15 protein-coding genes are annotated in these 15,014 nt (G+C 70.7%); 6 read left to right on the forward strand and 9 right to left on the reverse strand.

Annotated elements, in window-relative coordinates; genetic code table 11:
• Nucleotide 1: 1 nt before the first annotated feature.
• Complete coding sequence (queC, locus tag ABS772_RS20610; protein ID WP_350396606.1) at nt 2–739, reverse strand: 7-cyano-7-deazaguanine synthase QueC; 738 nt, start codon at nt 737–739, stop codon at nt 2–4.
• A gap of 5 nt (nt 740–744) precedes the next feature.
• A complete protein-coding gene (gene queD / locus ABS772_RS20615; RefSeq protein WP_238253511.1) occupies nt 745–1,101 on the reverse strand; it encodes a 6-carboxytetrahydropterin synthase QueD in 357 nt (118 codons plus the stop codon).
• Nucleotides 1,102–1,188: 87 nt separating this feature from the next.
• Between queD and ABS772_RS20620 the strand changes: the two genes are divergently transcribed.
• Nucleotides 1,189–2,139 (forward strand): hypothetical protein, encoded by a 951-nt coding sequence (locus ABS772_RS20620; protein WP_350396607.1) that lies wholly within the window; start codon nt 1,189–1,191, stop codon nt 2,137–2,139.
• Between the two features lie 12 nt (nt 2,140–2,151).
• Here the strand turns inward: ABS772_RS20620 and ABS772_RS20625 are convergent, their stop codons facing one another.
• A complete protein-coding gene (locus ABS772_RS20625) occupies nt 2,152–2,550 on the reverse strand; it encodes an ABC transporter ATP-binding protein (protein ID WP_350396608.1) in 399 nt (132 codons plus the stop codon).
• A 33-nt stretch (nt 2,551–2,583) separates the two neighbouring features.
• Complete coding sequence (gene queE / locus ABS772_RS20630; protein WP_350396609.1) at nt 2,584–3,216, reverse strand: 7-carboxy-7-deazaguanine synthase; 633 nt, start codon at nt 3,214–3,216, stop codon at nt 2,584–2,586.
• A gap of 270 nt (nt 3,217–3,486) precedes the next feature.
• On the opposite strand from queE, the gene ABS772_RS20635 reads away from it, so the two are divergent.
• Complete coding sequence (locus ABS772_RS20635; RefSeq protein ID WP_350396610.1) at nt 3,487–4,995, forward strand: D-alanyl-D-alanine carboxypeptidase family protein; 1,509 nt, start codon at nt 3,487–3,489, stop codon at nt 4,993–4,995.
• A 62-nt stretch (nt 4,996–5,057) separates the two neighbouring features.
• A complete protein-coding gene (locus ABS772_RS20640) occupies nt 5,058–6,173 on the forward strand; it encodes a CobW family GTP-binding protein (protein ID WP_350396611.1) in 1,116 nt (371 codons plus the stop codon).
• Between the two features lie 4 nt (nt 6,174–6,177).
• On the opposite strand, the gene ABS772_RS20645 is transcribed toward ABS772_RS20640, so the two are convergent.
• The 5 genes from ABS772_RS20645 to ABS772_RS20665 all read right to left on the reverse strand — a co-directional run bounded on the left by ABS772_RS20645 (nt 6,178) and on the right by ABS772_RS20665 (nt 10,289).
• Nucleotides 6,178–6,501 carry an HPr family phosphocarrier protein gene (locus ABS772_RS20645; protein WP_238253993.1) on the reverse strand — a complete coding sequence of 108 codons (324 nt, stop codon included), beginning with the start codon at nt 6,499–6,501 and terminating at the stop codon, nt 6,178–6,180.
• Between the two features lie 131 nt (nt 6,502–6,632).
• Nucleotides 6,633–7,034, reverse strand: a complete 402-nt coding sequence (locus ABS772_RS20650; RefSeq protein ID WP_003606016.1) for a PTS sugar transporter subunit IIA — start codon at nt 7,032–7,034, stop codon at nt 6,633–6,635.
• Nucleotides 7,035–7,160: 126 nt separating this feature from the next.
• Nucleotides 7,161–7,700: an HPr kinase/phosphorylase gene (locus tag ABS772_RS20655; RefSeq protein ID WP_350396612.1), complete on the reverse strand. Its 540-nt coding sequence runs from the start codon at nt 7,698–7,700 to the stop codon at nt 7,161–7,163.
• Nucleotides 7,697–9,547 carry a sensor histidine kinase gene (locus ABS772_RS20660; RefSeq protein ID WP_238253996.1) on the reverse strand — a complete coding sequence of 617 codons (1,851 nt, stop codon included), beginning with the start codon at nt 9,545–9,547 and terminating at the stop codon, nt 7,697–7,699. The genes ABS772_RS20655 and ABS772_RS20660 overlap by 4 nt, the downstream gene beginning before the upstream one ends.
• 28 nt (nt 9,548–9,575) lie before the next feature.
• Nucleotides 9,576–10,289 (reverse strand): response regulator transcription factor, encoded by a 714-nt coding sequence (locus tag ABS772_RS20665; protein ID WP_183436753.1) that lies wholly within the window; start codon nt 10,287–10,289, stop codon nt 9,576–9,578.
• A gap of 308 nt (nt 10,290–10,597) precedes the next feature.
• Between ABS772_RS20665 and ABS772_RS20670 the strand changes: the two genes are divergently transcribed.
• From ABS772_RS20670 to ABS772_RS20680, 3 genes are all read left to right on the forward strand, one after another.
• Entirely contained in the window at nt 10,598–11,395 is a 798-nt protein-coding gene (locus ABS772_RS20670; protein ID WP_350396613.1) for a HugZ family pyridoxamine 5'-phosphate oxidase, read from the forward strand.
• 159 nt (nt 11,396–11,554) lie between these two features.
• Nucleotides 11,555–13,360 carry a translation elongation factor 4 gene (lepA, locus tag ABS772_RS20675; protein WP_238254006.1) on the forward strand — a complete coding sequence of 602 codons (1,806 nt, stop codon included), beginning with the start codon at nt 11,555–11,557 and terminating at the stop codon, nt 13,358–13,360.
• Between the two features lie 336 nt (nt 13,361–13,696).
• Nucleotides 13,697–14,956 carry an efflux RND transporter periplasmic adaptor subunit gene (locus ABS772_RS20680; protein WP_350396614.1) on the forward strand — a complete coding sequence of 420 codons (1,260 nt, stop codon included), beginning with the start codon at nt 13,697–13,699 and terminating at the stop codon, nt 14,954–14,956.
• The last annotated feature ends 58 nt before the right edge of the window (nt 14,957–15,014 follow it).

The following is a 15,014-nucleotide window of genomic DNA, read 5'->3' on the forward strand; positions in this document are numbered from 1 at the left end:
CTCACCCCGCGCGGGCGGCGAGATAGCGCGAAAAACCCTTGGCGCGCAGGTCGCAGGCCGGGCAGGTGCCGCAGCCGTAGCCCCAATCGTGGCGCTGCCCCCGCTCGCCGAGATAGCAGGTGTGGCTCTCCTCGACGACGAGATCCACCAGCGCCCGCTCGCCCAGGCTCTCCGCGAGGGCCCAGGTCTGCGCCTTGTCGATCCACATCAGGGGCGTGTGCAGCACGAAGCGGCGCTCCATCCCGAGATTGAGCGCGACCTGCAGCGCCTTGATCGTGTCGTCGCGGCAATCGGGATAGCCCGAATAGTCGGTCTCGCACATGCCGCCGACGATGTGGCGCAGGCCCCGGCGATAGGCGAGCGCGGCGGCGAAGGTGAGGAAGGCGAGGTTGCGGCCGGGCACGAAGGTGTTGGGCAGGCCGTCCCGGGCCAGGGCGATCGCGCTGTCGCGGGTCAGCGCCGTGTCCGAGATCTCGCCGAGCGCGGCGAGGGAGAGCGTGTGGTCGGGTCCGAGCCGGCGCTCCCAGGCCGGGTCGAGGGCGCTCATGCCCTGCCGCAGCGCCGCGCGCCGGTCGAGCTCGACCCGGTGGCGCTGGCCGTAATCGAAGCCGAGCGTCTCCACCTGCGTGAACCGGTCGAGCGCCCAGGCGAGGCAGGTCGCCGAATCCTGACCGCCGGAGAACAGCACCAGGGCGCCGTCCCCCCGCGCCGCCTCCGAAGCGTCCGCGGCCTCCGGCATGACCGTCAATCGCCCTCGTACTCGGCCCAGGAATAGGGCGTCTCGAAGATCCGCACGCTGGCAAGCCCCGGAATCGCCGGCTTGGCGCGATGCCAGATCCAGGCCGCGATGTGCTCGGCGGTCGGATTCTCCAGCCCCTCGATCTCGTTGAGGCAGTGGTGGTCGAGCCGCTCCAGGAGCGGCGCGAAGGCGCTCTCGATGTCGTAGAAATCCACCACCCAGCCGCTCGTCGGATCGACCGCGCCCGCGACCGTCAGCTCCACGCGGTAGGAATGCCCGTGCATGCGGTGGCAGCGGTGGGTCTCGGGCACGTTCGGCAGGCGGTGGGCCGCCTCGAAGGTGAAGGCCTGGGTGATCTTCATCGCGTGATCTTCACGGGGTCTCGAACGGTCCCGCCGCGGGGAGACGGCGGGTTGACGGCGGCCGTCGGGCGCACCGAGATCGTGGATATGTCATCGCCTCCGACGAAATGCACCCTTTATCCGGTCTTCGCGGCCGCGAGCCCGCGCGCGGTGATCTACCGGCGCGGTCCCTCGAACCAGACCTGCCTCATCGCCTGGGACCGCTCGGACGATACCTTCGCGGTCGGGCAGTGGTTCAAGGGCAGCGTGAAGCCGTCCTGGGGCGGGCTGTCGCCGGACGGCGAATGGCTCGTGAGCTTTCTCGGGAAATACAGGGGCCCGTTCGCCACCTGGACGGTGCTGTCGCGGCCGCCCTACCTCACGGCCGCGGCGCTCTGGCCCAAGGGCGACACCTGGGCCGGCGGCGGATTCTTCCTCTCGAACGACACGCTCGTGCTGACGCACGGCGAGGGACCCTACGACACCGCCCCCGGATCCGCCCCGCCGCCCGGCCTCACGGTGCTGCCCTTCACGCGCGCCACGGCGCCGGGGCTGACGGCGCGGGCTCGGACGGCCCCGGCGGCGAACCGCTGGCATCCCGATCCCGAAGCGCCGGGCAGTTGGATCCTGGCCGGGCCGCAGGGCCATGCCCGCATCCGGTCGATCAGCGAATTCACGGCCGACCCGCTCCGGTCGCTGCCCGAGAGCGTGCGCCACAGCCTGTGCGTCGAGGGCGGCCCGCCCGTGCCGCTGCCGGTCTCCGGCTGGGCGGCCTTCGACGGCAACGGCGACCTGCTGTTCTCGCAGGGCGGCAAGCTGTTCCGGCTGGGCGCGGACCGTCTCGGCGGGATCGCCTCGACCGAGACGCTCCTCGACCGCGCCCGCTGTCTCGCCGACTTTTCCGACCTGCGCTTCCGGCCGCTCGCCGCCCCCTACGCCGCGCCGCGGGTCGAGACGGAGGCCGGCTTCACCCCCGCCCTCGACCGGGTGAGCCGCGAGGACCGGCAGCGGCGGCGGCAGATGCGCAAGGCGAGCGAGCGCACGGACCGGGCCCCGTGACGGCCCCCGGGCTCAGCGGGTGCGGACGGGGCGCAGCGGTCCGAGAAAGCCGCTCCATTCCATCCCCATCCCGCGGGCGCGCTGCGCGATCACGCCGAGGCCGCCCATCAGCGTGGCGATCGGCGAGCCTCGCATCTCGGGGCTGTCGAGGGCATGCCCGATCTGGCGCCCCTCCCACCACAGCTCCGCGAAGAGGGCGGCGAGAAGCCCGAGCAGCCCCCAGGTCGTCAGGTCCCAGCCGAGAAAGTAGACGCCGTAGGGCGGGGACAGCGCGGTCCCGAGATGCGACAGGCCGATCACCGCCGCGATGCCGAGAACCAGGATCAGGGGCAGCCGGATCAGCAGGCGCCGGTAGAACCTCAGGGCAAGGTTGAGATCCTCGACGGAGGAATCATCAAGGCTGAGCGTCATCACAACCATCCTTCGGCGCGTCCGCCGCGCCCGCTACGGGATCCCGATGATCTTGTGCGTCTGGAGCGAGAGCCGCCAGCGGGCATCCGACCGGCAATAGGCCGCCGCCGCCGCGGTGTTGGCGGCGGCCTGCGGTCCGTCCATGGGCTGGAGGAAGCGGTGGCGGAAGGGCAGGTCCGCGAAGCGCTCCGGCGGCGCCTCGGCCTGCGGGTAGACGAGCTTCAGCTCGTCGCCGGAGGTCTGGACCAGGCCGTTGCCGGCCTTCGGGCTCACGCAGATCCAGTCGATGCCGGGCGGCGCGGGCAGCGTCCCGTTGGTCTCCACCGCGACCTCGAAGCCACGGGCATGGACGGCGGCGATCAAGGCCGGGTCGAGCTGGAGCAGCGGCTCGCCGCCGGTGAACACGACGTAGCGGTTGGCTCCGCCCCCGGCCCAGGTCGCGGCGATGGCCTCGGCCAGCGCCTCGGCCGACGCGAAGCGACCGCCGCCCTCCCCGTCCAGGCCGACGAAATCGGTGTCGCAGAACCGGCAGGCGGCGCCGGCCCGGTCCTCCTCGCGGCCGGACCAGAGATTGCAGCCGGCGAATCGGCAGAACACCGCCGCGCGCCCGGCCTGGGCCCCCTCCCCCTGAAGCGTGTGGAACAGTTCCTTGACCGCGTAGGACATCGCTGCGTTCTTCTGCCAGGGCTTGCCCATACCCCCGCGAGGCTCGGAAGACCAAGCGGTGTACGATTTCCGGGAACGCAACCCCGATCGGCAGCTTAACCGTGGGCAAAACGCCGTGGTCTGCCATGCTCTCGCCACGGAGGGCACGTTGATGAACGGGTCTCCTCGATCCGACGCGTTCCGGACGCCTCCTCGCGAACGTCCGGGGCCGGCAACGGAATTCCTGCTCCGCGGCGTCCCGCGCCCTCACACCCTTTCGAGATTGGCCCGATGGTGAACCGTGTTTGGGGACGGCTGATCGGCTCGCTCGCGGCGCTCGGCCTGATGGCCGGGGCGGCCTCGGCGGTGACGGCGCCGATCCTCGTCGCCGATGCCGAAACCGGCAAGGTGATCTACAGCCAGGGCGCGACCGACCCCTGGTATCCGGCCTCCGTCACCAAGCTGATGACGACCTACGTCGCCCTCGACATGGTGCGCCAGGGCAAGGTCTCCCTCGACACGCTGCTGACGATCTCGGCCGCAGCCGCCGCCGAGCCGCCCTCGAAGATGGGCTTCAAGCCGGGCACGCAGATCACCCTCGACAACGCCCTCAAGATCATCATGGTCAAGTCGGCCAACGACGTGTCCTGGGCGATCGGCGAGGGGCTCGCCGGCTCCGTCGAGGGCTTCGCCGACATGATGAACGAGACCGCGCACCGGATCGGCATGCGCGAGAGCCGCTGGTACAACCCGAACGGCCTGCCCGAGCCGCGGCAATGGACGAGCGCCCGCGACATGGCGATCCTCGCCCGCGCGCTGATGCGCGACTTCCCCAACCAGCAGGGCCTGTTCTCGATCTCGGCGATCCAGTTCGGCCGGGCGGTGATGGCCAACCATAACGGCCTGCTCGGGCGCTATCCCGGGGCCGACGGGATGAAGACCGGCTTCATCTGCTCGGGCGGCTTCAACGTGGTGGCGACCGCGACCCGCGGGGGCCGGCGCATCATCGCGGTGGTGATGGGCCAGCCGAGCGCCCGCGAGCGCGACATCAAGGCCGCCGACCTGTTCGACTACGGCTTCGCCCAGTCGGCGGGCTGGACCGCGCCGACGCTCGAATCGCTGCCGCCCTCCGGCATCGCCACCCCGCCGGACATGCGGCCCTACATCTGCGACAAGCGCAAGCCGATGCCGGTGGACGAGGGTCCCGGTGCCCTGACCGCGAGCGGCCCCGGCGCCGACAGCGCGACGACCCGGCTCCTCGGCTCGGCCACGCCCGACGCCTCGAACCTCGCCTTCGCCGCGCTCAGCAACGCCAATGTCCGCGGCCGCACCCTGCCGCCGCGGGCGCCGCTGCAGCCGGTCGCGGTCTGGATCGGCAGCAGCCCGACGGAAGGCGCGATGGCGCTCGCCCGCGAGGAGCAGGAGGCGCAGGCCGCCAAGCAGGCGGCCCGGCAGGCCGCCCTCGAGACCGCCCAGCGCAAGCGCGCCGAGGCCAAGGCCGCCAAGGACGCGGCCCGGGAGGCCGCCAAGCAGGCCGCCTCGGAGAAGGCCGCCAAGGCCCGCGCCGCCGCGGTGACGGCGCCCAAGCCCGCCACGAAGACCGCCGGCAAGGACAAGGGGATGCCGGCCGCGACCAGCGCCTACACCGCGGTCGACTCCGAGCCGAAGGCCGCCAGGCCCGCGGCGAAGGCGGCGCACAAGCCGGCGGCGAAGAAGCCCGAGGCCAAGTCTGACGCGAAGCCGGACGCCAAGCCCGCCGCGAAGAAGGCGGACAAGAAGGCGAAGAACGGCGAGTCGTAAGGGGTTTTCGCGGGCGGCCGGCACCGTCATATCGGTGCCGAGCCACAGACTGCGATCCCACGATGTCCCACCCCGAACAACCCGTCCGCCCCGAGCCGATCCCCCTCACCGTGCTCACGGGCTTCCTCGGCGCGGGCAAGACCACGCTGCTGAACCGCCTGCTCGGCGATCCGGCGCTCGCCGACACGGTGGTGATCGTCAATGAGTTCGGCGAGGTCGGGCTCGACCACCTGCTGATCGAGACGGTCGACGAGGGGATGATCCTGCTCGGGGCCGGATGCCTGTGCTGCACCGTGCGCGGCGACCTGATCTCGACCCTCGAAGACCTGCTGCGCCGCCGCGACAACGGCCGCATCAACCCGTTCCGCCGGGTGGTGATCGAGACCACGGGGCTGGCCGACCCGGCACCGATCCTCCACGCGCTGATCTATCACCCCTACCTGGCGATCCGCTTCCAGCTGCAGGGGGTGGTGACCGTGATCGACGCGGTCAACGGCGCCGGCACCCTCGACGCGCATCCCGAGGCCCTGCGGCAGGCGGCGGTGGCCGACCATCTCGTCGTGACCAAGGCCGACCTCCCCGGCGCCGGGGCGGAGGCGCTCACCCGGCGGCTCGCCGCGCTCAATCCCGGCGCGCGGATCCACGGACCCGACGTGCCGGCGGAGCACCTGCTCGGCGGCTTGTTCGGCCTCGACGGCAAGGGGGCGAGCAAGGGCGAGGACGTGCGGGCGTGGCTCGGCGCCGAGGGGCACGATCACGACCACGGTCATCACCATGGCCACGCCCACCATCACGACGTGAACCGGCACGACGCGGCGATCCGCGCCTTCCACCTGACCAGCGACGCGCCGGTCCCGCGCCCGGCCTTCGAGATGTTTCTCGACCTCCTGCGCTCGGCGCACGGGCCGAAGCTGCTGCGCCTCAAGGGTCTCGTGGCGCTCGCCGACGATCCCGAGCGCCCGGTCGTGGTGCACGGCGTGCAGCACGTCGTCCACGCGCCGGTGACGCTGCCGGCCTGGCCCGACGCGGATCGCCGCTCGCGGCTGGTGCTGATCGTGCGCGACCTCGACCCGGCCTTCGTCCGCCGGATCTGGGACGCCTTCCTGGGCAAGCCGGCCGTGGACACGCCGGATCGGGCGGCGCTGACCGACAATCCGCTGGCGATTCCGGGCGGGTAGGCCCCTACTCGTCCTCGCCGAACCGGTCGGCGAGCAGGGCCTCGATCGCGTCGAGGGCGGCGCCCGCGTCGTCGCCCACGGCGACCACGGCGATGGTGGTGCCCTTGGCCGCACCGAGGGTCAGCAGGCCCATGATCGAGCGCCCGCCGACGGTCTCGCCGCCGCGGGTCACCGTGACGGCGGCGGCGAAGCGCTCCACCGTCTGCACGAACTTGGCCGAGGCGCGGGCGTGCAGGCCGCGGCGGTTGATGATCGGCAAGACCCGGACGAGGCCGCCCTCGGGCACCTCCGGCTGCGGCTCGACCTCGCCGTCCACGCTCTCTCCCATCGGCCCTGGCACTCCCTCCCCGCTCGTCCGGTACGGACCGACGGCGCGTCGATGCGCGCCGTCCGGATGCGGGACGACGTGGTTAAGCCGGGAGCGGGGCGAAGAAAAGGCGGTGCGGGCGGGCGACCGGGCTACTTACCCGCAAGAACCCGCGAGGCGACGTTGATGTACTTGCGGCCCGCCTCCTGCGCGTGGAGGACCGCGTCGCCGAGGCTCTCGGCCTCGCGCACGCTGGCGAGCTTGATCAGCATCGGCAAATTGATTCCGGCGACCACCTCGACCTGGCCGCCGTTCATACACGACAGGGCGAGGTTCGACGGCGTGCCGCCGAACATGTCGGTGAGCACCACGACGCCCTGACCGGAGTTGACCCGACCGACCGCGGACATGATGTCGCCGCGGCGCAGTTCCATGTCGTCCTCCGGGCCGATCGTGATCGTCTCGACCTGCTTCTGAGGGCCGACGACATGCTCCAGAGCGGCCTTGAACTCGGTCGCCAACAGCCCGTGGGTGACGAGCACCATTCCAATCATCGAAGCGTGTTCCAACGCCCTGTGAGCGGAGACGCCATCTTGTGCAGCGCAAGGTGAAGCGCAAGCGGGTCGCGTCGCTTTTGACCAACGCAACGTCGCTACCATGACACGGTGGTGGCAGCCGCGCTACACATCGCGGGCGCCGCCGGGCACGAGAGCGGCCGGGTGCGTCCGCATTGCCACGCCGGCCTGCAACGCCTCGCGAATCAGGTATTCGCGCGGATGACGCGGTTCAAGGGCGAGGCGCGGGACTGCGACGCCGAGGAGCAGGGCCGACGCGGCGCTGTCGGGCAGGCGTTCGGGAAAGCGCTCGGCCTCGGGGACGAGATCGACCACGAGCCGCAGCACGGCGGCCGGCGCGTGGGTCGCGAGACGGCGGATGCCGAGGCCGCGGATCTCGATCAGCCCGGCGAGCGCCGGGTGCGGCCGGGCGACGAGGCGGCCGTAATGCGCCTCCAGCCGGACGCGGTCGTCGCCGACGAGGCGGGCGTGGCGCCCCTCCAGGAAGAAGCGGTCGAGCAGCGCGAGGCAGAGCGCGGACTTGCCCGATCCGGACGGGCCCCGGATCAGGACGCCGGCCTCGTCGAGGAGCACGCAGCTCGCGTGAACGGTCTCCTGCGCCGCCGCCTGCGTCGGCTCGCCCTCGGGAGCCGCCTCCCCGCTCATGCGGCGAGGTCGTCGTCGCCGTAGCGGTCGGCCCGGGGGGCCACGGGCAGGCGGACGATGAAGCGGGCGCCGCGCACCGTCGGATGCCCCTCCTCGTCGGCCGGGCCGGGGCGGTTCTCGGCGCGGATCGTGCCGCGATGGGCCTGGATGATCTGGCGGGAGATCGACAGGCCCAAGCCCGAATTCTGGCCAAAGCCCTGTTCCGGCCGGTCGGTGTAGAAGCGCTCGAAGATCCGCTCCAGGGCGTGCTCGGGAATGCCGGGCCCCTCGTCCTCGACCACGAACTCGACCTCGTTCTTGAGGCGGCGCAGCGCCACCCGCACCTTGGCGCCGGGCGGCGAGAACGAGCGGGCGTTGTCGAGCAGGTTGTTGACGACCTGCCCCAGCCGGCTGTCGTGGCCGATGATGCGGAACGGGTCCTCGATCTCGGCGCCGGGGCGCTCGACGTCGAACTGGATCAGCGCCGCGTTCCCGCGCCGCCGCTCGTTGGCGACCGAGGTCACGGTGGTCAGGAGCTTGCCGAGATCGACCCGGCGCGCCTCGGCGCGGGCGAGCTCCGCGTCGAGGCGCGAGGCGTCGGAGATGTCCGAGATCAGCCGGTCGAGGCGCTTCACGTCGTGCTGGATGATCTGCATCAGCCGGCCGCGCGACTCGTCGGTCTTGGCGAGCGGGAGCGTCTCGACGGCGCTGCGCAGGGATGTCAGCGGGTTCTTCAATTCGTGGCTGACATCCGCGGCGAAACTCTCGATGGCGTCGAGGCGGCGGTAGAGCGCCTGGGTCATGTCCCGCAGCGCGCCGGAGAGGTGGCCGATCTCGTCGGTGCGGTTGGTGAAGTCGGGGATCTCCTGGCGCGACTTGATGCCCCGGCGCACCCGCTCGGCGGCATCCGCCAGGCGGCGCACCGGTCCGGCGATGGCGCCCGCGAGCAGGATCGACAGCACCAGCATCACGGCGGCGGCGACGAGGAACACCTGGAGCAGGCCGAAGCGCTCGGAGGCGATCACCCGGTCGATGTCGCCCCCTTGGGTCGAGACCATCAGCACGCCGCGCACCGAGCCCGCCCGCTGGATCGGCACCGCCACCGAGACGATGGTCTCGCCGCGCTCGTTGCGCCGGGAGATGGTGCCGCGCGAGCCCTTCAGCGCCGCCTGGACCTCGCGGAAGGCGCGCCCGTCCTGCGGCCCCGCCTCCTCCTGGGCCGAGCGCTCGCTGACGACGAGGCCGAGGACGCGGGTGCCGATGAAGTCCCAGATCCGCTCCAGCACGTTGGGCTTGGGCGGCTTCACCGCGGTGTCGCTGCGGGCGATGTCGCCGCGGGCGTAGAGCGAGCGGGTGTCGAACAGCAGGCTCCCCTCGCGGTCGTAGACCCGGGCGCGGTTGCCGGTCGGCGTCACGAGGCGGCGCAGCAGGGGCGCGACCTTCTCGGGGTTGAGGGAGAAGGCGAGCGAGGCGGGGTCGTCCTCCAGGTCGCGGCCCTCGCCGGCTTGCTGCTGCAGCAGCTTGTCCGGATCGACCCGGATCGCGTCGGTGTCGACGGAGGCCTGGGCGGCGATGGCGCCGGCGATGATGTCGCCCTGGATCAGCAGGCTCTGCACGCGGGCCTGGATCAGCCCCTGGCGGAACTGGTTCAGGTAGAGGAAGCCGAACAGCAGGACGATCAGCCCGACGAGGTTGAGCACCACGATGCGGCGCGTCAGGCTCGACGAGGCGCGCTGGCCGACCGCGTTCCAGAGGTCGCGCGGCCAGGTCAGCGGCGGGCGGGTGAGGGAGCCGACGAGCCGCGCGAGGACGCCGCGGCGGGCGTGAGCCTCATCGGAATCGGGCTGGCGGGACAGGGGGGCGAGCATCGACGGACGGGACCGCGGGAAAATCGCCTCAGCCCTCCTTGAAGCGGTAGCCGACGCCGTAGAGCGTCTCGATCATGTCGAAGCTCTGGTCCGTCACCTTGAACTTCTTGCGCAGCCGCTTGATGTGGCTGTCGATGGTGCGGTCGTCGACGTAGACCTGATCGTCGTAGGCCGCGTCCATCAGGGCGTTGCGGCTCTTCACGACGCCGGGGCGCTGGGCCAGCGCCTGGAGGATCAGGAACTCGGTGACGGTGAGCGTCACCGGCTCGCCCTTCCAGGTGCAGGTGTGGCGCTCGGGATCCATCATCAGCTGGCCGCGCTCCAGCGAGCGGGCGGCGGCGTCGGCCTCGCGGGCGGCGGCGCCGGGCGAGGCGTCCTTCGGCGCGAAGCGGCGCAGCACCGCCTTGACCCGCTCGACCAGCAGGCGCTGCGAGAACGGCTTATGGATGAAGTCGTCCGCGCCCATCTTGAGGCCGAACAATTCGTCGATCTCCTCGTCCTTCGAGGTGAGGAAGATCACCGGAAGGTCCGATTTCTGCCGCAAGCGCCTGAGAAGCTCCATGCCATCCATGCGCGGCATCTTGATGTCGAAGATGGCGAGATCCGGCGGCGAGTGGCGCAACCCGTCCAGCGCCGAGGCGCCGTCGGTATAGGTCTGGATGCGGTAGCCCTCGGTCTCCAGCGCGATCGAGACGGAGGTCAGGATGTTGCGGTCGTCGTCGACGAGGGCGATCGTGGGCATGCAGTTTCCCTGACTTGACGGCGCGCGCGCCGCCCCTGGCGCGTCCTTATACGGGCCCGCGGCGGGTGTGCACGGCGCCCGCAAACCGGGGGCCGCGATCCGTAGCGGTGGGTCTCGTCCTTTACGACCATCGTTCGAAAAAAGCGAGCGGCCATCTAAGCTTGGCCTTATCGGCAGGCTCGGCGGAGGGCCCCCCGGGGGGAGGAAACAGGGCGGACAACGCGCCGCGCCCTTCCCGTCCGCCGGCTCTTCTGCCCCGGCCCCGCACCGCGCTATGCTCGTTCCCGCAATTCGGGAGAACAGTTTCCATGGCCAACGAGGCGATGCCGTCCGCAGGGGAACGGCGCGGACCGGCCGAACCGCTGCCCGCATCGGAGGCGCCGTTCGACGCGATCGGGCTCGCGCGGCACCTGCTGCGCAGCGTGCGCTCGGGCGCGCTCGCCACGATCGACGCCGCCGACGGCACCCCCTTCGCCTCCCTCGTCACGATCGCCACCGACGGCGACGGCACGCCGCTGATGCTGCTCTCGCGGCTCTCGGCGCACACGCGCAACCTCGACAAGGACCCGCGCGCCTCGCTGCTGTTCTCGGTGGGCGGCAAGGGCGATCCGCTCGCCCATCCGCGCCTGACGGTGACGGGCCGCGCCGCGCGCTCCGACGCGCCGCGGGTCCGCGAGCGCTTCCTGGCCCGCCACCCGAAGGCGAAGCTCTACGCCGACTTCCCCGATTTCGGCTTCTTCACCCTCGCGCCGAGCGCGGGTCATCTCAACGGGGGCTTCGCCAAGGCGGCGACCCTGACGCCGCAGGAACTGCTGCTCGACATGGCCGGCGCCGAGGCGGTGATGGCGGGCGAGCGCGGCGCCGTCGAGCACATGAACGCCGACCACGCCGACGCGCTCGCCCTCTACTCGGCGAGCGTCGGCGAGGCGGGCACCGGCTGGCGTCTCACCGGGCTCGACCCGGAGGGGCTCGACCTGATGGCCGGCGAGCGCACGGCGCGGGTGCCCTATCCCGAGCCGGTGCGCGACATGGGGAGCCTGCGCAAGACCCTGGTGGCGATGGCCGCCGCGGCACGGGCCGGGGAGGCGCCGCAACCGGAGGCCTGAGCGGTCGAGGAGCACCGCTCGCGACGGGACCGCACAACCCGCGGCGCTCCCCCGCCTTGGCGCGCGTGCCCGCCGCTGCTATTCCCGCCCCGGCCAATCCCGACAGACCTGCCGTGCGCCGCGCCAGCCCGCAACGGGTTCGCCGTGCCGGAGACCCTGATGACCACCCGCACCATCGACAACATCCGCAACTTCTCCATCGTCGCGCATATCGACCACGGCAAGTCGACGCTCGCCGACCGGCTGATCCAGCAGACCGGCACCGTGGCCCTGCGCGACATGAGCGAGCAGATGCTCGACTCGATGGATATCGAGCGCGAGCGCGGCATCACCATCAAGGCCAACACCGTCCGCCTCGAATACAAGGCCGAGGACGGGCAGGACTACGTCCTCAACCTGATGGACACGCCCGGCCACGTCGACTTCGCCTACGAGGTCTCGCGCTCGCTCGCGGCCTGCGAGGGCTCGCTCCTGGTCGTCGATGCCAGCCAGGGCGTCGAGGCGCAGACGCTCGCCAACGTCTACCAGGCGCTCGACGCCAACCACGAGATCGTGCCCGTCCTCAACAAGGTCGATCTCCCGGCCGCCGAGCCCGATCGGGTGAAGGAGCAGATCGAGGAGGTGATCGGCCTCGACGCCTCGGAGGCCGTGCCGATCTCGGCCAAGACCGGCCTCAACATCGAGGCGGTGCTGGAGGCCATCGTCAAGCGCCTGCCCCCGCCCAAGGGCGACCGCGAGGCGCCGCTGAAGGCGCTGCTGGTCGATTCCTGGTACGACGTCTATCTCGGCGTCGTCGTGCTCGTGCGCATCGTTGACGGCGTGCTGAAAAAAGGCATGACCATCCGCATGATGGGGGCGGATGCCGCCTACGGCGTCGACCGCATCGGCGTGTTCCGCCCGAAGATGGCCGATATCGGCGAACTCGGACCCGGTGAGGTCGGCTTCTTCACCGGCTCGATCAAGGAGGTGGCCGACACCCGCGTCGGCGACACCATCACCGAGGACAAGCGCCAGACCACGCAGATGCTGCCGGGCTTCAAGGAGGTCCAGGCGGTGGTGTTCTGCGGCCTCTTCCCCGTGGACGCCGCCGACTTCGAGAACCTGCGCGGCGCCATGGGCAAGCTGCGCCTCAACGATGCGAGCTTCTCCTACGAGATGGAGACCTCGGCCGCGCTGGGCTTCGGCTTCCGCTGCGGATTCCTCGGCCTGCTCCACCTCGAGATCATCCAGGAGCGCCTGGAGCGCGAGTTCAACCTCGACCTGATCTCGACCGCGCCGTCGGTCGTCTACCGCCTGATGATGCGCGACGGCGAGCTCAAGGAACTGCACAACCCGGCCGACATGCCGGACCCGATGAAGATCGAGACCGTCGAGGAGCCGTGGATCCGCGCCACGATCCTCACCCCCGACGAGTATCTCGGCGGCGTCTTGAAGCTGTGTCAGGACCGGCGCGGCATCCAGATCGACCTCAACTACGTCGGCAAGCGGGCCATGGTCGTCTACGACCTGCCGCTCAACGAGGTGGTGTTCGATTTCTACGACCGGCTGAAATCGATCTCGAAGGGCTACGCCTCGTTCGACTACCACGTCTCCGACTACCGCGAGGGCGACCTCGTGAAGATGTCGATCCTCGTCAACGCCGAGCCGGTCGACGCCCTGTCGATGCTCGTCCACCGCTCGCGCGCCGAGAGCCGCGGCCGGGCGATGTGCGAGAAGCTGAAAGATCTGATCCCGCGCCACCTGTTCCAGATCCCGGTCCAGGCGGCGATCGGCGGCAAGATCATCGCCCGCGAGACCATCCGGGCGCTGTCCAAGGACGTGACCGCCAAGTGCTACGGCGGCGACATCTCGCGCAAGCGCAAGCTTCTGGACAAGCAGAAGGAAGGCAAGAAGCGCATGCGCCAGTTCGGCCGCGTGGAAATTCCGCAGGAGGCCTTTATTGCGGCGCTGAAGATGGACGATTGACGGAACCGCCGCATCGTCATCGCGCGTGTCAGCGAAACGATCCGGCGGCGCGCCCTATCCTGATAAAGGCGGAGGCTCGGATCGCTTCGGCCCCGCCGCGCGATGACGGCGAAGAAGTCGCACGAGCAACAACCGTAAAAAATCCCGTCCGAGGCATCAAATCGGCCCCCTGATTTCATTTGTAAGAAACGAGTCTCGTCATACCCCGGTCAAGCCGCCACGGTAACGGCATAATTCGGGAGCTTCGGTTGCGCGCAAGCGACACGCCGAATCAACCGGCGCGCGGCGCGCCCGTCGTAGAATCGAGGCGCTGGGTCGAATCGGGATCGGACAACGATGGGCGGGGCGCACGAAGAGAACCTCACGCCGCGGCCGATGCAGCTGCGCACGCAGCTCCTCGTCGCCGTCGTGCTCTGCGCGGGCGCGGGTGCCGCCCTGTGGTACGGCCGGCCGAAGGAGGTCGATGCCGCGGTGCCGACGCCAGCCGCCGTCACCGCCGCGGCGCCGGGTGCGGGACGCTTCGTGCTCACCGACAGCCAGCTCGCCACCGTCACCACCGTCCCGGTGCAGCAGCGCCTGTTCTACGAGGACATCGCCACCGAGGGGAAGATCAGCGTCGACGAGTACCGGGCCACCCCCGTCTTCTCGCCCTATGCCGGCCGGGTCATCACCATCTTCGCCCGCTCCGGCGAGCAGGTGAAGCAGGGTGACAAGCTGTTCTCGCTCCAGGCCAACGAGATGGTCCAGGCGCAGAACGACTTCCTCGCCGCGCTCAACGTGCTCAACAAGGCGCGCTCGCAGCTCGCCTACGCCACCAACACCGAGAAGCGCCTGCACGACCTATACGATTCCCGCGTCACCACGCTGAAGGAATTGCAGACGGCGCAGAACGACCTCGCCACCGCGCAGAACGACGCCAAGACGGCGGAGGTCGGGCTCGAGGCGGTGCGCAACCGCCTGCGCATCCTCGGGCTCGCCGACGACGACATGAAGGCGCTCCAGACCAAGGGCGCGATCAATCCCGAGACGACGATCTACGCGCCGCTGTCGGGCACCGTGATCCAGCGCAAGATCGGTCCGGGCCAGTACATCAACACCGGCGGCGGCGACCCCTCCTACGTCATCGGCGACCTCGCCCGGGTCTGGATCGTGGCGCAGCTGCGCGAGACCGACGCGGCCAAGGTCGATATCGGCGAGCGCATCCGCTTCCGGACCCTCGCCTACCCGAACCAGAACTTCGAGAGCCGGGTGAACTTCATCGGCGCCTCGGTCGATCCGGCGAGCCGCCGCATCGTCGTGCGGGCCGAGGTCGACAACCCCAAGGGTCTCCTGAAGCCCGAGATGTATGCCAGCGTCCACATCATCAACGAGCGCGAGACCGTCTCCCGCGCCGTGCCGCGGCAGGCGGTGATCTTCGAGGGCGACAAGGCGCGGGTCTGGGTGCTCGGTGCCGGCAACACCGTCGAGAGCCGCCCAGTCAGGACCGGCCTCATCGACGGCAACGACATCGAGGTCACGGAAGGCCTCTCGGTCGGCGAGCGCGTGATCTCGAAGGGCGCCCTGTTCATCGACGGCATGACCGAGCAGCCGGGCTGACGGGCCCGGTCGACGTTTCCCGCGAAAAGACGCATTCCGAGCCGGGGCCGCCCCCGGC

It is taken from the genome of Methylorubrum podarium (genome assembly GCF_040270385.1).
GTDB classification, from domain to species: Bacteria; Pseudomonadota; Alphaproteobacteria; order Rhizobiales; family Beijerinckiaceae; genus Methylobacterium; species Methylobacterium podarium.

Excerpts from the sequence above, each read along its gene's own strand:
- queC (WP_350396606.1), bottom strand. The coding sequence starts at position 739 with ATGCCGGAGGCCGCGGACGCTTCGGAGGCGGCGCGGGGGGACGGCGCC.
- queD (WP_238253511.1), bottom strand. The coding sequence starts at position 1,101 with ATGAAGATCACCCAGGCCTTCACCTTCGAGGCGGCCCACCGCCTGCCG.
- ABS772_RS20620 (WP_350396607.1), top strand. The coding sequence starts at position 1,189 with ATGTCATCGCCTCCGACGAAATGCACCCTTTATCCGGTCTTCGCGGCC.
- ABS772_RS20625 (WP_350396608.1), bottom strand. The coding sequence starts at position 2,550 with ATGACGCTCAGCCTTGATGATTCCTCCGTCGAGGATCTCAACCTTGCC.
- queE (WP_350396609.1), bottom strand. The coding sequence starts at position 3,216 with ATGTCCTACGCGGTCAAGGAACTGTTCCACACGCTTCAGGGGGAGGGG.
- ABS772_RS20635 (WP_350396610.1), top strand. The coding sequence starts at position 3,487 with ATGGTGAACCGTGTTTGGGGACGGCTGATCGGCTCGCTCGCGGCGCTC.
- ABS772_RS20640 (WP_350396611.1), top strand. The coding sequence starts at position 5,058 with ATGTCCCACCCCGAACAACCCGTCCGCCCCGAGCCGATCCCCCTCACC.
- ABS772_RS20645 (WP_238253993.1), bottom strand. The coding sequence starts at position 6,501 with ATGGGAGAGAGCGTGGACGGCGAGGTCGAGCCGCAGCCGGAGGTGCCC.
- ABS772_RS20650 (WP_003606016.1), bottom strand. The coding sequence starts at position 7,034 with ATGATTGGAATGGTGCTCGTCACCCACGGGCTGTTGGCGACCGAGTTC.
- ABS772_RS20655 (WP_350396612.1), bottom strand. The coding sequence starts at position 7,700 with ATGAGCGGGGAGGCGGCTCCCGAGGGCGAGCCGACGCAGGCGGCGGCG.
- ABS772_RS20660 (WP_238253996.1), bottom strand. The coding sequence starts at position 9,547 with ATGCTCGCCCCCCTGTCCCGCCAGCCCGATTCCGATGAGGCTCACGCC.
- ABS772_RS20665 (WP_183436753.1), bottom strand. The coding sequence starts at position 10,289 with ATGCCCACGATCGCCCTCGTCGACGACGACCGCAACATCCTGACCTCC.
- ABS772_RS20670 (WP_350396613.1), top strand. The coding sequence starts at position 10,598 with ATGGCCAACGAGGCGATGCCGTCCGCAGGGGAACGGCGCGGACCGGCC.
- lepA (WP_238254006.1), top strand. The coding sequence starts at position 11,555 with ATGACCACCCGCACCATCGACAACATCCGCAACTTCTCCATCGTCGCG.
- ABS772_RS20680 (WP_350396614.1), top strand. The coding sequence starts at position 13,697 with ATGGGCGGGGCGCACGAAGAGAACCTCACGCCGCGGCCGATGCAGCTG.